The 17,371-nt window shown below is 37.5% G+C and carries 16 protein-coding genes; 7 read left to right on the forward strand and 9 right to left on the reverse strand.

What is annotated here, in order from left to right:
* Window positions 1-92: 92 nt before the first annotated feature.
* From purH to HUS24_RS16980, 6 genes are all read right to left on the reverse strand, one after another.
* Window positions 93-1,667 carry a bifunctional phosphoribosylaminoimidazolecarboxamide formyltransferase/IMP cyclohydrolase gene (gene purH / locus HUS24_RS01500; RefSeq protein WP_173910299.1) on the reverse strand — a complete coding sequence of 525 codons (1,575 nt, stop codon included), beginning with the start codon at window positions 1,665-1,667 and terminating at the stop codon, window positions 93-95.
* Window positions 1,668-1,762: 95 nt separating this feature from the next.
* A complete protein-coding gene (gene fis, locus HUS24_RS01505) occupies window positions 1,763-2,032 on the reverse strand; it encodes a DNA-binding transcriptional regulator Fis (protein WP_001086304.1) in 270 nt (89 codons plus the stop codon).
* Between the two features lie 373 nt (window positions 2,033-2,405).
* A complete protein-coding gene (locus tag HUS24_RS01510) occupies window positions 2,406-3,281 on the reverse strand; it encodes a DUF3426 domain-containing protein (protein WP_173910300.1) in 876 nt (291 codons plus the stop codon).
* Between the two features lie 20 nt (window positions 3,282-3,301).
* Window positions 3,302-4,204, reverse strand: coding sequence for a 50S ribosomal protein L11 methyltransferase (gene prmA, locus HUS24_RS01515; RefSeq protein WP_173910301.1), 903 nt, complete (start codon window positions 4,202-4,204; stop codon window positions 3,302-3,304).
* Between the two features lie 136 nt (window positions 4,205-4,340).
* Window positions 4,341-5,231: a bile acid:sodium symporter family protein gene (locus HUS24_RS01520; RefSeq protein ID WP_173910302.1), complete on the reverse strand. Its 891-nt coding sequence runs from the start codon at window positions 5,229-5,231 to the stop codon at window positions 4,341-4,343.
* A 245-nt stretch (window positions 5,232-5,476) separates the two neighbouring features.
* On the reverse strand, window positions 5,477-5,899 hold the full coding sequence (locus tag HUS24_RS16980; protein ID WP_254433786.1) for a hypothetical protein: 423 nt from the start codon (window positions 5,897-5,899) through the stop codon (window positions 5,477-5,479).
* A 239-nt stretch (window positions 5,900-6,138) separates the two neighbouring features.
* Here HUS24_RS16980 and mnmG point away from each other — a divergent pair, with 239 nt between their 5' ends.
* On the forward strand, window positions 6,139-8,019 hold the full coding sequence (mnmG, locus tag HUS24_RS01530; RefSeq protein WP_173910303.1) for a tRNA uridine-5-carboxymethylaminomethyl(34) synthesis enzyme MnmG: 1,881 nt from the start codon (window positions 6,139-6,141) through the stop codon (window positions 8,017-8,019).
* Between the two features lie 55 nt (window positions 8,020-8,074).
* On the opposite strand, the gene HUS24_RS01535 is transcribed toward mnmG, so the two are convergent.
* Window positions 8,075-9,049: a hypothetical protein gene (locus HUS24_RS01535; RefSeq protein WP_173910304.1), complete on the reverse strand. Its 975-nt coding sequence runs from the start codon at window positions 9,047-9,049 to the stop codon at window positions 8,075-8,077.
* A 156-nt stretch (window positions 9,050-9,205) separates the two neighbouring features.
* Here HUS24_RS01535 and HUS24_RS01540 point away from each other — a divergent pair, with 156 nt between their 5' ends.
* The gene (locus HUS24_RS01540; protein ID WP_173910305.1) at window positions 9,206-10,141 is read left to right on the forward strand and encodes an ADP-ribosylglycohydrolase family protein; all 936 of its coding nucleotides are present in this window, start codon (window positions 9,206-9,208) and stop codon (window positions 10,139-10,141) included.
* A 460-nt stretch (window positions 10,142-10,601) separates the two neighbouring features.
* Here the strand turns inward: HUS24_RS01540 and HUS24_RS16935 are convergent, their stop codons facing one another.
* The gene (locus HUS24_RS16935) at window positions 10,602-11,597 is read right to left on the reverse strand and encodes a YafY family protein (protein WP_217424335.1); all 996 of its coding nucleotides are present in this window, start codon (window positions 11,595-11,597) and stop codon (window positions 10,602-10,604) included.
* Window positions 11,598-11,832: 235 nt separating this feature from the next.
* Here HUS24_RS16935 and HUS24_RS01550 point away from each other — a divergent pair, with 235 nt between their 5' ends.
* The 5 genes from HUS24_RS01550 (at window position 11,833) to HUS24_RS01570 (ending at window position 16,223) form a co-directional block, all read left to right on the forward strand.
* On the forward strand, window positions 11,833-13,392 hold the full coding sequence (locus tag HUS24_RS01550; protein WP_173910306.1) for a circularly permuted type 2 ATP-grasp protein: 1,560 nt from the start codon (window positions 11,833-11,835) through the stop codon (window positions 13,390-13,392).
* Window positions 13,393-13,415: 23 nt separating this feature from the next.
* Complete coding sequence (locus HUS24_RS01555; protein ID WP_173910307.1) at window positions 13,416-14,024, forward strand: alpha-E domain-containing protein; 609 nt, start codon at window positions 13,416-13,418, stop codon at window positions 14,022-14,024.
* Entirely contained in the window at window positions 14,021-14,800 is a 780-nt protein-coding gene (locus HUS24_RS01560) for a transglutaminase family protein (RefSeq protein ID WP_173910308.1), read from the forward strand. Before HUS24_RS01555 ends, HUS24_RS01560 begins: the two co-directional genes overlap by 4 nt.
* Window positions 14,801-14,866: 66 nt before the next feature.
* On the forward strand, window positions 14,867-15,601 hold the full coding sequence (locus tag HUS24_RS01565) for a proteasome-type protease (RefSeq protein ID WP_173910309.1): 735 nt from the start codon (window positions 14,867-14,869) through the stop codon (window positions 15,599-15,601).
* Between the two features lie 202 nt (window positions 15,602-15,803).
* Entirely contained in the window at window positions 15,804-16,223 is a 420-nt protein-coding gene (locus HUS24_RS01570; RefSeq protein ID WP_254433787.1) for a BLUF domain-containing protein, read from the forward strand.
* Window positions 16,224-16,281: 58 nt separating this feature from the next.
* On the opposite strand, the gene alr is transcribed toward HUS24_RS01570, so the two are convergent.
* Complete coding sequence (gene alr, locus HUS24_RS01575) at window positions 16,282-17,355, reverse strand: alanine racemase (protein WP_173910310.1); 1,074 nt, start codon at window positions 17,353-17,355, stop codon at window positions 16,282-16,284.
* Window positions 17,356-17,371: the final 16 nt, after the last annotated feature.

Consider the following 17,371-nt stretch of genomic DNA (forward strand, 5'->3'; position numbering starts at 1 on the left):
TTTCACCAATAAAAACATACTTTTATTTGTGAAAAGTCCCCCTTTTTACAAAGGGGGATTTAGGGGGATTAATAAATACGATTTCTAATTCATTAGTGACGGAAATGGCGCATTCCTGTGAAGACCATTGCAATACCAGCTTCATCAGCAGCAGCAATGGTTTCTTCATCACGCATAGAACCACCCGGTTGAATGATGCATTTAATACCAGCTTTCGCTGCGTTATCAATACCATCACGGAATGGGAAGAATGCATCCGATGCCATAACAGCACCCTCAACCACTAGACCAGCATGTTCAGCTTTGATCGCAGCAATACGTGCAGAGTTTACGCGGCTCATTTGACCTGCACCAACGCCAATGGTTTGACGATTTTTCGCATACACAATGGCATTTGACTTCACATATTTTGCAACTTTCCAAGCAAAGATGAGATCATCAATTTCTTGTTCGGTTGGTGCACGTTTCGTCACAACTTTTAGATCATCTTTAGTGATCATACCTAAGTCTTGATCTTGAACCAGTAAACCACCGTTGACACGTTTGTAATCAAGTTGTGCTTTGCGCTCATCAATTTTTGGTAATTCGCCACAGACAAGTACACGAACATTTTTCTTCGCACCAGTCACTTCAAGTACGCCATCCGCGATACTTGGTGCAATGATCACTTCAACGAATTGACGATCAACAATGGCTTGTGCAGTTGCAACGTCTAATTCACGGTTGAACGCAATGATGCCACCGAAAGCTGATTCAGGATCCGTTGCATAAGCAAGGTCGTAAGCCGCTTGGATACCATCTAACGATACAGCAACACCACATGGGTTTGCGTGTTTTACGATCACACAAGCAGGTTTGGCGAATGATTTAACACATTCAAGCGCTGCATCGGTATCTGCGATATTGTTATAAGACAGTTCTTTACCTTGAAGTTGTTTCGCAGTTGAAACAGATGCTTCTGTCGCAGTTGATTCTACATAGAAAGCTGCAGACTGATGTGGGTTTTCACCGTAACGTAAATCTTGTGCTTTGTTGAGTTGTGTATTGAACGTACGTGGAAACTGATCAGCTTCACCTTGTTCTTTACCCACACGAGCGCCTAAGTAAGACGCAATCATACCGTCGTATTGTGCTGTATGTTCAAATGCTTTCACCGCTAAATCAAAACGCGTTGCATGGGATAAAGTAGCATTTGCTTTTAATTCATCAATGACCGTTGCATAGTCAGAAGCATTGACCACGATGCCAACAGATGCATGGTTTTTCGCCGCCGCACGCACCATGGTTGGCCCACCGATGTCGATATTTTCGATTGCATCAGCAAGTGAACAGTTTGGTTTAGCGACAGTTGCAGCAAACGGATAAAGATTTACCACAACTAAATCGATCGCATCGATGTTATGTTCTGCCATCACAGCTTCATCTAGACCACGGCGAGCTAGAATCCCTCCATGAATTTTCGGATGTAGTGTTTTCACACGACCATCCATCATTTCTGGAAAACCAGTATGCTCTGAAACTTCAACGACAGTAACATTGTTGTCTTTTAGCAACTTGTATGTACCACCTGTAGATAAAATTTCCACCCCAAGAGCAGCAAGGTTTTGGGCAAATTCAACGATTCCAGTTTTATCTGAAACAGAGATTAAAGCGCGTTTAATAGTCATGATCTTCGTCAACAGTTCTTAAGTCTAGAGATTTAAACAAATAGGCAAAACGTAGGTAAAAAAAATGCCCACGTAAGCCGTGAGCATTTTATCATTTATTCACTCATTAAACCGTGAGCTTTTAACTTTTTACGCAAAGTCCCACGGTTAAGGCCTAGAATTTCAGCAGCACGTGTTTGATTACCGCGAGTATATTCTAAAACAACAGATAAAAGAGGTTTCTCCATTTCTGCTAGCACCATGTCGTACACTTGAGATGGTTGCTCACCTTGCAATTGTGCAAAATAGTGACGAACTGCGCGATCTACGTGAATACGAAGAGCGACATCAGATTGTGCAGTAAAAATAGGAGATTTGCTATTCATGCGAGTTAATCCGAAAATCAGATACTACTTGGATAAAGTAATATAAATGTGGTCTAAAAAATATTGAGCTCCGTTTTAGATCCTAAAACGGTTGGCTCTAAAACTAGGAACAATTAGCTTGCCACAACTTACACAATTGAGCGAAAAATAAGCGTAACAATACATTAATAATTGTTACAGATCGCTTTAAAACAAAAATAATCCCTGATGCGCAAAATGATGGATTAAGCACATGGACAAGACTGTATTTGTTGTGAAAAATTGCGAGGAGTTTGTGGTACAAAGCTTTCGTGGCGCGTATGATACCATTGTCTAAGAAAAAGTGAGCAAGAAAACTACATTTTTTTTAATTTTTTTATAGTTTTTTTCAATCTTAAGGGTGAATAATTTCTAATTCCCAACTGTCAATACTATTTTTCTGAATCGGAAGTTCAAATTTAAATGCATAAGGACTATTTTGGGGAATACGTTTAATTCCAGATAAGCTATTCACTAAATAGTCTTGTGCAGACACAATAAAGGTTTTAATTTTTGTATTGTCTTTATATACAGTCACTTTGATCAGTGGTAATTCTAAACTTTTGGAAAACTGATTGAGTAATTGTCCAGAAAATTCTGTTTCTTGGGGATTGAGTGCTTTAACTTGGAGATTTTTAATTTGAATCTGTTTATAACGTTGATCGATGGTTTCACAGCGTAGTACAGAACAGGTTTGTGTAAAAATACTATTCAAAATAGGATAGCGGTCTAAGAGATTAGGGTTAAACCATAATATTTGAAAACTGAGAATAGAAACCAACGCAATATTAATCAATGTCCACATCACATAATACAAGCGTGTTTTTTGGATGTGTTGATGGGGTTGTTGGTGATGATGGGTGGCTAAATGTAAAGAAGGAAACACATTAACTGCGCTATCTTCAACAAATTTCAATGTATTTAAATAAGTGCGTAGATCAATATTAGAGTTTTGAATTTTACGATTAAAAAACTCAGTAATCGTTTCATGTCCAATATTAAACTGGGATAAATCACTTGTTGCTACTTGATTAAAAGAAACTGGAGCATCTGTAGTTGTTGCAGATGTATTTTGATCTGGGTCTGTAGAGGTCTGTACTAAGTTCAATAAAGCATTAAATTCAGTTGAACATTTGGGACAACAAACCATACCTTCAGCAATTGTAAGTTGCATGACAGAAACTTTATATAAAGTTAAGCAATCTGGGCAGCGGGTTTGTTTATCACTCATAAGCTCATCATTTCTTCTATTTAAGCTTGATGACGTTTTCCAGAAATACGACACCAATTTTCATCACGTTTTTCGACCTCTACTATATCAAAAAACTGAGAATAAACATCAGAAACATCAGATACTTGCTCTTCAATTACACCTGCAAGTGCGAACTCTCCCTCAGGTTTAATTAAAGTTGAGAACTCTTCCGCAAGCATCATCAAAGGGCCTGCCAAAATGTTTGCTACAAATACATCTGCTTTTTGACCTGCAAGTTCTTGGTTAAACGCTTCAGGTAAGCCAACATAGAGTCGATCTAGGACACCATTTAGCTCTGCATTTTGTTGTGTCGCTAAAACAGCTTGTGGGTCGATATCGGTTGCATATGCTTTTTTAGCCCCTAACAGTAGTGCTGCAACTGCTAAAATGCCTGAACCACAACCATAGTCGATCACGATTTTATCTTTAACATCGGTTTGACCTAACCATTGTAAGCATAAGAATGTCGAAGCATGATTGCCTGTACCGAAAGCAAGACCTGGATCAAGTTTGATATTCACTGCATCTGCTTCAGGCGCTTCCATCCACTCAGGTACAATCCAATATTTCTCAGCGATTTGAATGGGCTCATAAGCATCCATCCAAGTGCGTTCCCATTCTTGGTCTTCTAAAAACTCACTACGCATCGGTTCGGTTGGAAGCTGAGTACGAATAAATGTTTCTAAAGCAGCAACATCAATTTCCTCATCATCTTCTTGCGCATAAATGCCAGTAACAATGACTTTGTTCCAAAGTGGTGTTTCACCTGGAAGTGGTTCTAACAAATCTTGGTTTTCAGCATCATCTAAAGTCACACTGACTGCGCCCAATGAACTAAGTAATGTTTCAGTAAAGTCAACTTGTGACTTCTCAACAGTAATATGAATTTGTAACCACTTCACGATGTAGAACCTAATTTATTTTCATCAAAGCAATATTGTAGCCCAATCGAATCTGATTCACAGCGAAAAATAAGAGAATACTGAGATTCTCTTATTTTCTGGAAAATACATTTCCTTGCTACTGTGCGATATTGAACTATTTATTTTCAACCAAAGAGGGGGTAGGTAGTTGAATAGGATTAAATTTATTTAATAACATGCCAAACACTGCAGCGAAAACATACATAAATATAGAATACACTGCTGCTGGCATGGCAATAGTTGTATTAGCAAGTACAGTAAGTGCTAAAGTCATCGCTAATGTACTGTTATGAATGCCAATTTCAAAAGCACAAGCACGTGCTTGTGCACTGTTAATACCCAATAAACGTGGCACAAAGTAACCAATCATCAAACTGGCTATGCAGAATAAAACAGTGGCTAAACCGACTTGTGTTAAATATTCTAAAATTTGATGTCGTTCCTTGATAATTGCGCCGATGATAATCAGCACTAAAAACAGCACCGCAAAAATCCGCAGAGGCTTATTCAGTTTTTCTGTGAAATGTGGAGCAAAATGTCGAATCAACATTCCAATACAAACAGGGACAATGATAATGGCAAATACTTGTAAAATTTTGCTGAATTGGAGGGTAATTTGCTGACCGTCATTCATAAAATGTTGAATTGCAAAATTAACAATGATTGGTAAAGTAAAGGCTGCAATGACAGAGTTTATTGCAGTTAGGGTAATATTGAGTGCAATATCACCTTTAAATAAATAGCTAAATAAATTGGCGGTACTTCCACCGGGTGATGCAGCCAGCAACATCAAACCGACTGCCAATAAGGGCGGTAAAGCCAAAATTTTACATAAAATAAAAGCGATGCCGACCAATAACACCAATTGACAAAATAAAGCAATCAGCACTGCTTTGGGATGTTTACCGACACGTGCAAAATCTTTTAAGGTTAACTCTAAACCTAGACCAATCATAATGATGGCAAGGGCTAGTGGTAACATAATCGTGATTATTCCTGAATCCATAACGCTTCCTTTTTGTTGTTTTATATCTTCCTTGTTTTAGCCTAAACGATTTCTAGAAAAGTGGAATAAAAAAATGCAATAAAAACGTAAGTATAAGTGAAATAAAATTTTTTATTTTATCAGCCTAGTTATATTGATATCACCGCATCAAAATTATAAGCCCATAAAAAAGCGATCAACCTAAGTTGATCGCTTTTTTAGCATCATTTATAAAATATAGATTTTATAAATTTTAGCTTTAGCTTTTATTGTGCTTGAGCAGGTGCTTCTACAGCCGCTTCAGGATTGGCTTGTTGAGTTTGCTCAGCTGTTGCAGGTGCAGCTTCAGGCGCTGCTTGTTGAGTTTGTTCAGTTGCTGCTGGAGCTGGTTCTGCTGCTGGTACATTTTCTACAGCAGTTGGTTCAGCTTGTACTGCAGCTGATGCACCTGCTGGAGGCGCTGGGAAAGTAAATTGTAATTTACCATTTTCATTTGGCTCACAAGTACCATTGAAGGTTACGCCTTTGTTGGCATAAACCACCCAATCCCCTTGTTTTTTGTTTTTACAAACTTGAATTTGTTTGTTGATTTCAGCTTTACTTGAGTTTTCATCTGCTGCATGAGCGAATGAGAAAGCAAAAGAACTAAATAATGTTGCAGCCAATATTTTTGACATCGTATTTTTCATGACAAGATTCCTTTTACTTGTTAGTAATGAATTGATGGTTGAAAAAATGCGTTCGAAAATTATACTACTGAAAATCTTGGAAAAATTAAACCGAGTTATATGTGAGTACTGATACAAAATGTCAAGATATGTAATATTGGCATAAAAACAGCTAAACAAATTTTGTAAAACATCATCAAACATATAATAAAAACTTGCTATAATATGCGGTCATTATTTTTATCTCTCAATTTACCACTATGCATTATCCTAAAGTTTACGATGTCATTGTTATCGGTGGCGGTCACGCAGGTACCGAAGCAGCGCTTGCTGCGGCACGTATGGGGCGACAGACTTTACTCCTTACTCATAACATTGAGACTTTAGGGCAGATGAGCTGTAACCCAGCGATTGGTGGCATTGGCAAATCACATCTTGTACGTGAGATTGATGCGCTAGGCGGTGCAATGGCATTGGCTGCCGATAAAGGCGGTATCCAGTTTCGTATTTTAAATTCACGTAAAGGCGCAGCAGTACGTGCCACACGTGCCCAAGCAGACCGTATCCGTTATAAAGCTGCAATTCGTCAGACTTTAGAAAATCAAGCCAATTTAGATATTTTCCAACAAGCGGCCGATGATTTATTGGTTGAAGGTGACACTGTAAAAGGTGTTGTGACCCAAATGGGTATTCGCTTTGATGCCAAAACAGTTGTGCTAACCACAGGAACATTCTTAGGTGGTGTGATTCATGTCGGCTTAAATAACGCATCTGGTGGTCGTGCGGGTGATCCTCCTTCAATTTCATTGGCAGCACGTTTACGTGAGTTAAATCTTCCAGTTGGTCGTTTAAAAACAGGTACACCACCACGTATCGATGCGCGTTCAGTTGATTTCTCTGTGATGATGCCACAACCGGGCGATTTCCCATCACCAACCATGTCGTTTATGGGTGATGTGACCATGCATCCTGAACAAGTAAATTGCTATATTACGCATACCAATGAACGTACGCATGAGATTATTCGTGGTGGTTTAGACCGTTCACCGATGTATACAGGGGTGATCGAAGGTGTTGGGCCTCGCTATTGCCCATCCATTGAAGATAAAATCAATAAATTTGCCGATAAAAATTCGCATCAAGTGTTCTTAGAGCCTGAAGGTTTAGATACACACGAGTTGTACCCAAATGGTATTTCAACGTCTTTACCTTTTGATGTGCAGTTTGAATTGGTTCGTTCGATTCGTGGTATGGAAAATGCACACATTCTTCGTCCGGGTTATGCGATTGAATATGATTATTTTAATCCTCAAGCATTAAAATTCTCATTAGAAACCAAAGCCATCAATAACTTGTACTTTGCTGGTCAGATTAACGGTACAACAGGTTATGAAGAAGCAGGTGCGCAAGGTTTATTGGCAGGTTTGAATGCTGCTCGCCGTGCGTGGGATCAAGAGCAATGGACACCAAAACGTGATGAAGCATATATTGGTGTGTTGGTTGACGACTTGATTACATTAGGTACTAAAGAACCGTATCGCATGTTCACCTCTCGTGCGGAATATCGTTTGATGCTTCGTGAAGATAATGCTGATCAGCGTTTAACGCCTATTGGTCGTGAAATGGGCTTAGTCGATGATGCGCGTTGGGCAAATTACTGCGAAAAAATGGAAGCAGTAGAGAAAGAAACAGGACGTTTACAGCATCTCTGGGCTGCACCCAACAATCCTTTAGGTAAAAAATTCGTCGAAATGACAGGCGATGATCTGTCAAAAGAAACCAATGCGATTGATTTGTTAAAACGTCCAAATATTAACTTTGCGCAAATTGCTGAACTGACAAACTCAGAAGTAACTGCATTTGTCGGTGAGCAAATTGAAATTGCAGTGAAATATGCTGGTTATATCAACCGCCAGCAAGAAGATGTTGCACAAATGAAACGTTTGGAAGAAACTCGTATTCCTGCTGATTTTGATTATGATGTAGTTTCGGGTTTATCTCGTGAAATTACGTTGAAATTAAAAGATGTGCGTCCTGAAACATTGGCTCAGGCAGGTCGTATTCCTGGTGTGACACCAGCGGCAGTTCAGTTGGTGATGATTACGATTCGTAAGAATAATGCAGCGAAAAAATCTGCTTAGGATTTTAATTTGAAATAAGAAACCCGCTGAGTGCGGGTTTCTTATTATGTTGAGTTTAAGGTCCAACAGTGCCATTCATAAATATAATTCGGTTATCAGAGGGGGTATTCATAAGGCTAGTCGTGTTGAGTTTGGTTTTATTGAAAGTTACGATATAATTTTTAGGGTCAAAATTTGGAGGATTATTGGCGTCCAAAGAAGCATCAAAAGCCCAATTTATAGTTTTTAAGAAACCACCTGCTCCGTAATATATTGCATTTCTCACTTGATTATTTAAAACATATACTTCAATTGGTGTAGACCCCTCAAAATCTGTGGATAAATATACTTCGTTATGATTGGTAAATTTCATGCTTTGATAATTTAGATTTTCGCTGCGATAAGGATTTGTAAAATTCAAATTATAATCAGTTTGCAATTGGTGTTGAAGAGATGTTGGAATTTTTACAGTGGTAGGAGCTTCAGCTAACTCTCCAATAACATAGCCTTTTAATTGGATATTTTCATTGCCGTGATATAAGTATGTATTATTGAATTCTATTTTACTTTTACCTGTCTTTTCATCAAGTTGAAAATTAATACCCTTACAAGGTTGAGTTTCATTACAGTCATAATATGAATCACCTTGAGCTGTTTTCCTAGTTAATTGAATCCATTTTTGTTGTGTTTTAGCATCATCCATATTAACCAATAACTCATAGTCAGTAGTTTTATCCTGAAATGAGTAAATAAAACGTAAAGATTTATTAAAGTTATTTTCATGGCGATCAAAGCGTTGTTGGTAAAGATAAGGTGCTTTTTGTTGGTGATCTTCTATTTTGATCGCATTTTTATTTAATAAATTAAAAGTAGTTTGTTGATTTGACTGTGAAAGACTTAAAAAAATCTCTGCTTGGTTGACAGCTTGAGGTTGAATAGCATTATCTGAGCTACTGCCTCCACCACAACCAAGCAGCAATATTGAGCTGCTTAGAAGAAGGATAGGCGTTCTAAATTTGCATTCATTTGTGGTATTTGTACGTTGATTCATTTTTTATTTTCGCTAGTGTGTTAAGCATTTTAATTTTCAATTAAAGCATGGTTTTTCTCAAATCAACAATGCATTTCACAGACTTGACAGTATACATTGAATTATTATTGACTTTATGACACTATAATTGGTGTATATTTTAGGCATAAATGTAAAATGACAAAACAAGACCAACTCAAAGGTGCAATTTACGGATTACTTATTGGTGATGCTGTTGGTGTTCCGTATGAATTTAACTTGCCTGAACAATTACCTCCTTATGATCAAATCGATATGATCACACCAAAAAATTTTCAAAAAACTTATCCAAAAATTCCATTTGGAACATGGTCTGATGACGGTGCACAAGCTTTATGTTTGTTAGACTCATTACTTTATAGAAATCAACTGAATCCAGAAGACTTTATGAATCGCTTATGTAATTGGTATCAACATGGTTATATGGCGGTGGATTTTGAAGTTTTTGATGTGGGTGTACAAACTGCTGATGCTATTCGACAATATTTGACAGGTGTGCCTTTAAATAAAGTTGCTAAAAATGATGAGCTTGCCAATGGGAATGGCTCACTCATGCGTGTTCTGCCTTTAGCAATTTGGCATCAAGGTTCTGATGAACAACTGATTCAAGATGCCTATGCACAATCCCATATCACGCATGCACATTTGCGTTCAAAAGTTTGCTGTGCGCTGTATTGTTTATGGACAAGAGCGATTTTAAAAGGTTCGAATATTAATGATGGTTGGGAGCAAGCAGTTTTAACTTTGCGTGAATATTATCAAAATCAACCGCAGGATTTAGAACAACTTGAATTTTATATTCGTCCTGATGAAATGGGAACAAACACAGGCAGTGGCTATGTAGTCGATTGTTTAAAATCAGCACGGTTTGCTTTGCAACAACCGACTTATCAAGAGGTAATAAAAACTGCAATTGCTTTAGGTCGTGATACGGATACAACGGCTTGTGTTGCAGGTGGCATAGCGGGTTTATATTTTGGTTTCGATGCTATTCCTACGGTTTGGATTGAGCAACTTAGAGGTAAGGAAATGGTTGAATCATTGTTGGAAAATTACTTTAGTTCCTTGTCCTGATCTTCTCTACAAATTCTTTTTAATAAGTAAATTAGTACAACATTTAATTTAGACAAGTAGAAATTAGTTATGTTCCGAGTTTAGGTATTTGTAGCGTACTTTGGGGAATATTTTTTATTTATATTTATCAAAAGTTCCCCATATAAATACTCACTTTTTTGCTTTAATGCTAAAAATAGCAAAATAAGTGTTTAATAAAAAATCAGCATAGATTTGCAGAATCACTTATTTCACAATCGATAAAGTTTGCATTAAATTTATTTTATGTTCTTCACACGAGGTTAAAGCTTATGACGATGAAAAGTATCCGTTTCAATACAGGTGATTTAGCCTGCTAAATTTACAGGTTATTTTCATTCTCCAATAATTTTATGATGAAGCAAGTTGTGAGTTTACTTCATCAGTTTTAATATAATAAAAAACTTGAGAATATTTTAAAGAGCCTGCGGGGGCTCTTTTTTTATTCTATTTCATGTACTGCATTAAAAACTTCAATAGGCTCAATACGAATTAATTTTTTACCAAAACTTCTAAGCCACCACACCAACTGTGAAGTGAAGGGTACGATTGCGCTGACTTCATACAGTTCATCATTCAGTTTTTTAACTTTTTGTGCTTTGCTGAGCTGACTTTCAGTAAAATATTGCGCATCATCCTCATGCATTACCAATTTTAATTCGACATTTTCAGTCGGTTTGTTGAAGTCTACCCGGAAACCAAGTGCGCCAGAGTCGATATAAGCATCAATATCAAAATCAACAGGATGCAACGCACGGCTATCTAAGACAGTGGCAGATTTAAACCGATGTAAAGCAAAGGTTTGTACTTCAGATTTATCATGGCGGGTACAGATAAGATAAATAATTGCACCTTTTTGTACCAAACCAAGCGGATTTAAAATATAGGTTTTTTCTTCACCAGCATGCCCACGTGCACGATAAACACATTCGATTTGCTTGTCCTGTAATAAACCTTCATAAATGGCTTGCTGCGCTTGGCGTTCAACGATCGGAGGAATTACGGGCTGATTCGCAGGCACAATACGCACACGATTGATCCATTGGCGAACATTATTTTGTGTGGACAAACTGCGGCGCGCTAAATCAAACCAAGGATTCATTTCTTCGATTAAACTGGGTGGCAATAAGTGATTAAGATGTTCTTCTACCATCATAAAAGTAACCGCTTGTGAACTGGTCATATGCGGTAAGCTTTGAATTGGGGCATCGGAACGCCAACGCCAACCTTGAGGCACTGTTTTATTACTTTCAATTGGAAAGCGCTGTGCAATTTGGTTTAAATCACGCTGAATGGTGCGTAAACTGATTTCAATTCCTTCACGTTCTAGAGCTTCTTGTAATTCACGGGTGCCCATCCATTTTCCAGTAGACAGACGAGATAAAATTTGCCACTGACGGTAGAGGCTATTTGACGTTTCTTTTTCTTGAGAAGACATAATTCAGTTACAACATCAGCGAATAAAAGAAATAAACCTGAATAACAATAGGAAATATCAGACAGTTAAGCAAGACTTATTCTAGAAAAACTCTGTCTATATTTTGAAACAAGTTTGCGCAAAACTATACTTGAGTGTTTATGTGATTGCTGAATTAATAATCAAAACAATGAAATATTTTGGCATTGTTGTTGCTTATATCAAGTGACAATTCATCACAAAAATAGAGGTTTGTATGTTTAAAGAAGATTATCTTACAAATTCAAGTCTCGATCATTTTACAATGCCGATCACGAGAATAGAACACTTAGAAACTCAAGGCGGTTTAAATGTATCCACTGTGCCAACTCCTTCAGGTCATGCACTTTTAAAGCAAATTCAAACCCAGTTTTTTAATGAGCTTTGTGATGATGTGCAACTTCCTATAGAAATCACCCAAAAAATAGAAATATGGTTAGCACAGCATAGTTTACAGGAATTACAACAACTCAATGATGTATCCAAAGCCCATTTTGCTTATCACGGGATTACATTTACAGTGTATAGCGAATCTGAAAATTTGGAGCGTAGCATTCCTTTTGACATGATTCCTCGGGTCATTGCAAAAAAACAATGGGCAAAAATCGCAGCGGGTTGTACACAACGGGTTCAAGCTTTAAATCTATTTTTACATGATATTTATCATGATGCCGAGATTTTAAATGCAGGCATTATCCCGAAAGCACAGGTATTTGGTCATGAGGCTTTTCAGCCGCATATGTTGAATTTTCATGTAAAAGGGCAAGTATACAGCCAAATCAGTGGGGTCGATTTAGTACGAGATCGCACAGGTGAGTTCTATGTGCTTGAAGATAATTTAAGAACGCCTTCAGGGGTGTCTTATATGTTAGAAAGTCGTAAAATTAGCCAAAAAATCATGCCTGAATTATGTCAGGCGAGTTTACAAGGTATTGAACATTATCCTATTTTATTAAAACAAGTTTTAGCAGAAAGTGCCTATGTTGACTCACCTTTTATCGTGGTTTTAACACCTGGACGATTTAACAGTGCCTATTATGAGCATGCTTTTCTTGCAAGGGAAATGGGTGTTCCTTTAGTAACATCACGTGACCTTTATGTTGAGAACGACAGACTTTATGTGAAAACTGTCCGAGGTCGGCAACAAGTTGATGTAGTTTATAGACGTATTGATGATGACTTTCTCGATCCACTTTGTTTTAGACCCGATAGTATTTTGGGTGTTGCAGGACTGATGTCGGCATATTTAAAACAACAAGTGGTGATTGCCAATGCACCGGGAACAGGTGTTGCAGATGATAAATCTATTTATCCTTATGTGGATAAAATGATTGAATTTTATCTAGGTGAACAGGCACTTTTACACAATGTGCCGACCTATTCTTGTCGTGATCCCGAACATTTAGCTTATGTTTTAGCGCATATGGATCGTTTGGTGATCAAAGAAGCCCAAGGTTCGGGCGGGTATGGGATGTTAATTGGTTCTCAAGCCAGTGATGCTGATCTTGCTTGTTTTAGGCAAAAATTAATCACAACGCCCCATGCATATATTGCTCAGCCTATTTTAGATTTATCAATTTCCCCGACACTGACTGAAGATGGCATCGAAGCACGTCATGTCGATTTGCGACCATTTATTTTAAGTTCGCCTGAGCGGACAGAAATTGTACCTGGTGGTTTAACACGTGTTGCAATGCAAAAGGACTCATTGGTAGTGAATTCCTCTCAAGGTGGCGGAATTAAGGACACATGGGTGCTTGATCAATTGCATAACTGATGCAAACATTAGGAGAATAAAAAATGATTTTGTTAAGCAGCGATGCACAACATATTTTTTGGTTAGGGCGTTATTTAACCCGTATCCAATATTCGTGCAGCTTATTTCCCTTTAGTGATGATGAGGCAGCCAGGCAATACGCACATGCGTTTTGTTTACCTGCATTTGATGCTTTTTCTTTAAATGAATTAATTTTAGATCAGGAACAACCTGCTTCATTTCACCAACAATTTCAAAATGCTAAAAATAATATTCATGATTTACGCGGTGTGTTGTCCGCACATTGTTTTGCTGAATTAAATCAATTATTACACCAAGCGGAACAACATGCTGCTTATATTTGTGATGTTGCGGTTGAATGCAATGATGTGCTTGAGGCAGAAGCCAATGAAACGTTATTCATGTTTTTCTGCTTAGGTCAAAAGATCGAACAACTAGATCGACACATTCGTCTACAACAAAACCGTGGTGAAATATTGGCTGAACTTGATCAATTAATTGAACAACTTTATGACATCGGTTGGACAAGTTTAGAAAATGCTTGGCAACAACTGAAACAAACCCCTGATTGTAATAGTTTTTATCATTTTAGTGACCATATGCAAAACTTATTTGAAATGGATGCCGCATGAAACTGATGATCAATCACCAAACCTATTATCAATATACTGCGCCTGCAAAAAACAGTATTCAGTATATTAAAATGATGCCACAAAGCAATCATCATCAACAGGTACAGTATTGGAACATTAGTGTTCCTGGAGAAAATACCAGTCAAAAAGATCAGTTTGATAATATCTGGATGACAGCTACCCAGCGCTTTGAATATTCAGGCTTGATGATCATGGCACAGGGTGTGGTTGAAATTGATCAAAAGAATGTATTTGGAATCGACTCCAATATTGATCCAATCCATTTTTTACAACCTACGACATTTACAGCGTATACACCTGAGATGCTGCAATTTGCACAGAAATATGTACCTTATGTAAGCGTGCAAAATTTAAAATCCTTGGCTACAGCGATTTTAAATGAAATGCCATATTTACCAGCAAGTACGACCGTGATGCATACAGCGATTCAATCTTTTGAGGCAAAGCAAGGGGTTTGCCAAGATCATAGTCATGTATTTATTGCGATGTTAAAAGCTTTGGCTGTTCCTGCTCGTTATGTATCGGGGTATTTATTTGCCAATGATCAAGCTCACCTCGCCAGTCATGCATGGGCAGAAGCTTTTATTGATGGGCAATGGCATTGTTTTGATGTGAGTAATCAATTGTTTCAGCCAAGCGCGCATATTTATATTGCAGTAGGGCGGGATTATTGGGATGTTGCGCCTGTGCGCGGTGTGCGTTCACAAGGAGGAATAGAGTCTATGCATTCAATTGTGCAAGTTTTAGCATGCTAATCGACTATAATTGAGCGAATATTGAGTTCAATAGATGCTCATCTGCTAGAAAAATAAGGAAGATCTATGACCTATTGTTGCGCACTTCGTTTAAAAGATGGCTTGGTCTTTATCAGTGATACACGGACTAACGCTGGGGTAGATCATATTTCTGTGTTTCGTAAACTTTACACTTTTGGGCGTGAAGGTGAGCGAATGATTTGTATTCAGACCTCTGGCAATCTCGCCACAACTCAAGCTGTGATTGGACATTTAAGAAATCATTTGGCACTCAATCAAGAGCCAAATTTATATAGTGCCAATACCATGTTTGAAGTTGCCAGTTTGGTTGGGCAAATTTTGCGTAAAGTTATTGCAGATGTGACGGATGACACCCATGAGCAAAGTAATTATTTTTGTTCATTATTAATCGGTGGGCAAATTTTGGGTGAAGAAATGCAACTCTATAATATTTACCCACAAGGCAATTTTATTTGTGCAACCAGCGATACGCCTTATTTTCAGATAGGAGAAAGTAAATATGGTAAGCCGATTTTAGATCGTGCATTAAGTTATGATATTCCTTTGGATGAAGCTTTGCGTTGTGCTCTAATTTCATTTGATTCGACTTTACGTTCAAATGTGTCAGTTGGAATGCCATTAGATACTCTTATTTATCAAAAAGACTCTTTTATTATTCCAAAAGGGAAAAGAATTACCGAAGAAGAACCGTATTTTCAAGATATTAGCAAACAATGGTCAGAAACTTTGAAAAAAGGCTTACAAGACCTTCCAATTCCCAATGAGGATTTTTTTAAATAAAAGTTGAAATAAAAGATTGCTTAAATTTATAAATTTAAATATTGTCTTAAGGTTTATTTAAATATTTTTTAAATATATTAAATAAACAAAAGTGCATTTAAGTTAAAAGAAAATTTGATTTTAGGACGAGATTAACTTCTTAAATGTTTAAATTTAAAATATTCACTCAAGATAACGAGCTGAACACAATAAGCAGAAAATCATGTTTCAATTATGTTATGTAAGTACCTCAGCTTCATCAGAAAACGACATTTTAATGGATTTAAGAGATATTTTAGGAGAGGCGAGAGATTTTAATGTGCAACATGACATTACGGGTGTGCTTTATTTCGCCGATAAATATTTTTTTCAATGTTTAGAAGGTGATGAAGACGCTATAAGACTTTTATATGAAAAGTTAAAAACCGACAAGCGTCATTCTGAGTTGCGCAACTTTCAACCTAAAACGATTCAGACGGCTCATTTTTCAAAATGGGCAATGAAATATGTAAATCGCAGTGGTGATGTGCATGATTATTTTAAATCACTTGGCTTAGATGGTTTCCAGCCTTATGAATTAAAAGATGAAGAGATTGATAATTTTTTAGTTAAATTATATGAGCTCAATGCAGATCAAGTTTAAATGATGTGTCAATAAGCATCCAAGTCTAGGCTTGGATGCTTTTAAGTACCCAAGATTATTATAATTTTTTTCGCACTGGACGTGCGCTCATACGACAAAGTAATTCATAGCCGATGGTGCCATTGGCGTCAGCAACATCATCAACCAAACGGTTTTTACCCCAAAGTTCAACTTCTGTGCCTAATGCTGCATCTAATCCTGTGACATCAATAGCAATCATATCCATCGCCACTCGACCAATCACACGAGTTGGCTGTCCATTGATCGCAACATAGTTTTGTTTTGGAAATGCACGTGGATAACCATCTCCATAACCAATAGACACAATAGCAATATCCATTGCTGTATCTGCTACAAAGGTTGAGCCATAACCGACCGATTCACCTTGTTCAATATGGTTTAAAGCAATAATTTCTGCGCTAAACGTCATGACAGGTTTGATGTCTAACTCATTCACAGATTTGTCTGCAAAAGGTGAAGCGCCATAGAGCATGATACCCGGACGCACAAAGTCAAAATTGAGTTCTGGCCATTTAAAAATTGCAGCAGAGTTACAGCATGACGCCATAATCGGTGCACAGGCTGCTTTTACCTGTAGAAATTGATTTTTTTGTTGTTCATTTAAAGGATGATTTTCTGCATCAGCGTTGGCAAAGTGCATGGCTAATACACAGGTAAAACCTTCTGCTTTTAGTGCGTGAATTACTTCAATAATCTCAGGCACTTTAAAACCTAAACGGTTCATACCACTGTTTAGTTTTACCCAAACTTTTAAATTTTTCGCAATATATGCTTGACGATGTGCACGTAACCAATCGAGTTGAAGTTGGTGATGTACAACTACTTCGATGTTATTTTCAATGACTGTGGTCATTTCATCGGCACTAAAAATGCCCTCAATCAATGTAATGGGTTGTTGAAAACCCAATTCACGAATCTCTAAAGCTTCTTCCAGACAGGCAACACCAAATGCATCGGTTTCATTTAAGGCGGCTAAGCAGTCTTTTACGCCATGCCCATATGCATTGGCTTTTACCATGCTGACAATTTTAGCAGTTGGGGCAAGTTGTTTGACACGGTTTAAATTATATTGCAGCGCTTCGCTATCAATATAAACAGTTGCTTGACGCACCCTGATCACTCCTTCA

Source organism: Acinetobacter sp. Marseille-Q1618, from assembly GCF_902809855.1.
In the GTDB taxonomy this organism is placed as follows: Bacteria; Pseudomonadota; Gammaproteobacteria; order Pseudomonadales; family Moraxellaceae; genus Acinetobacter.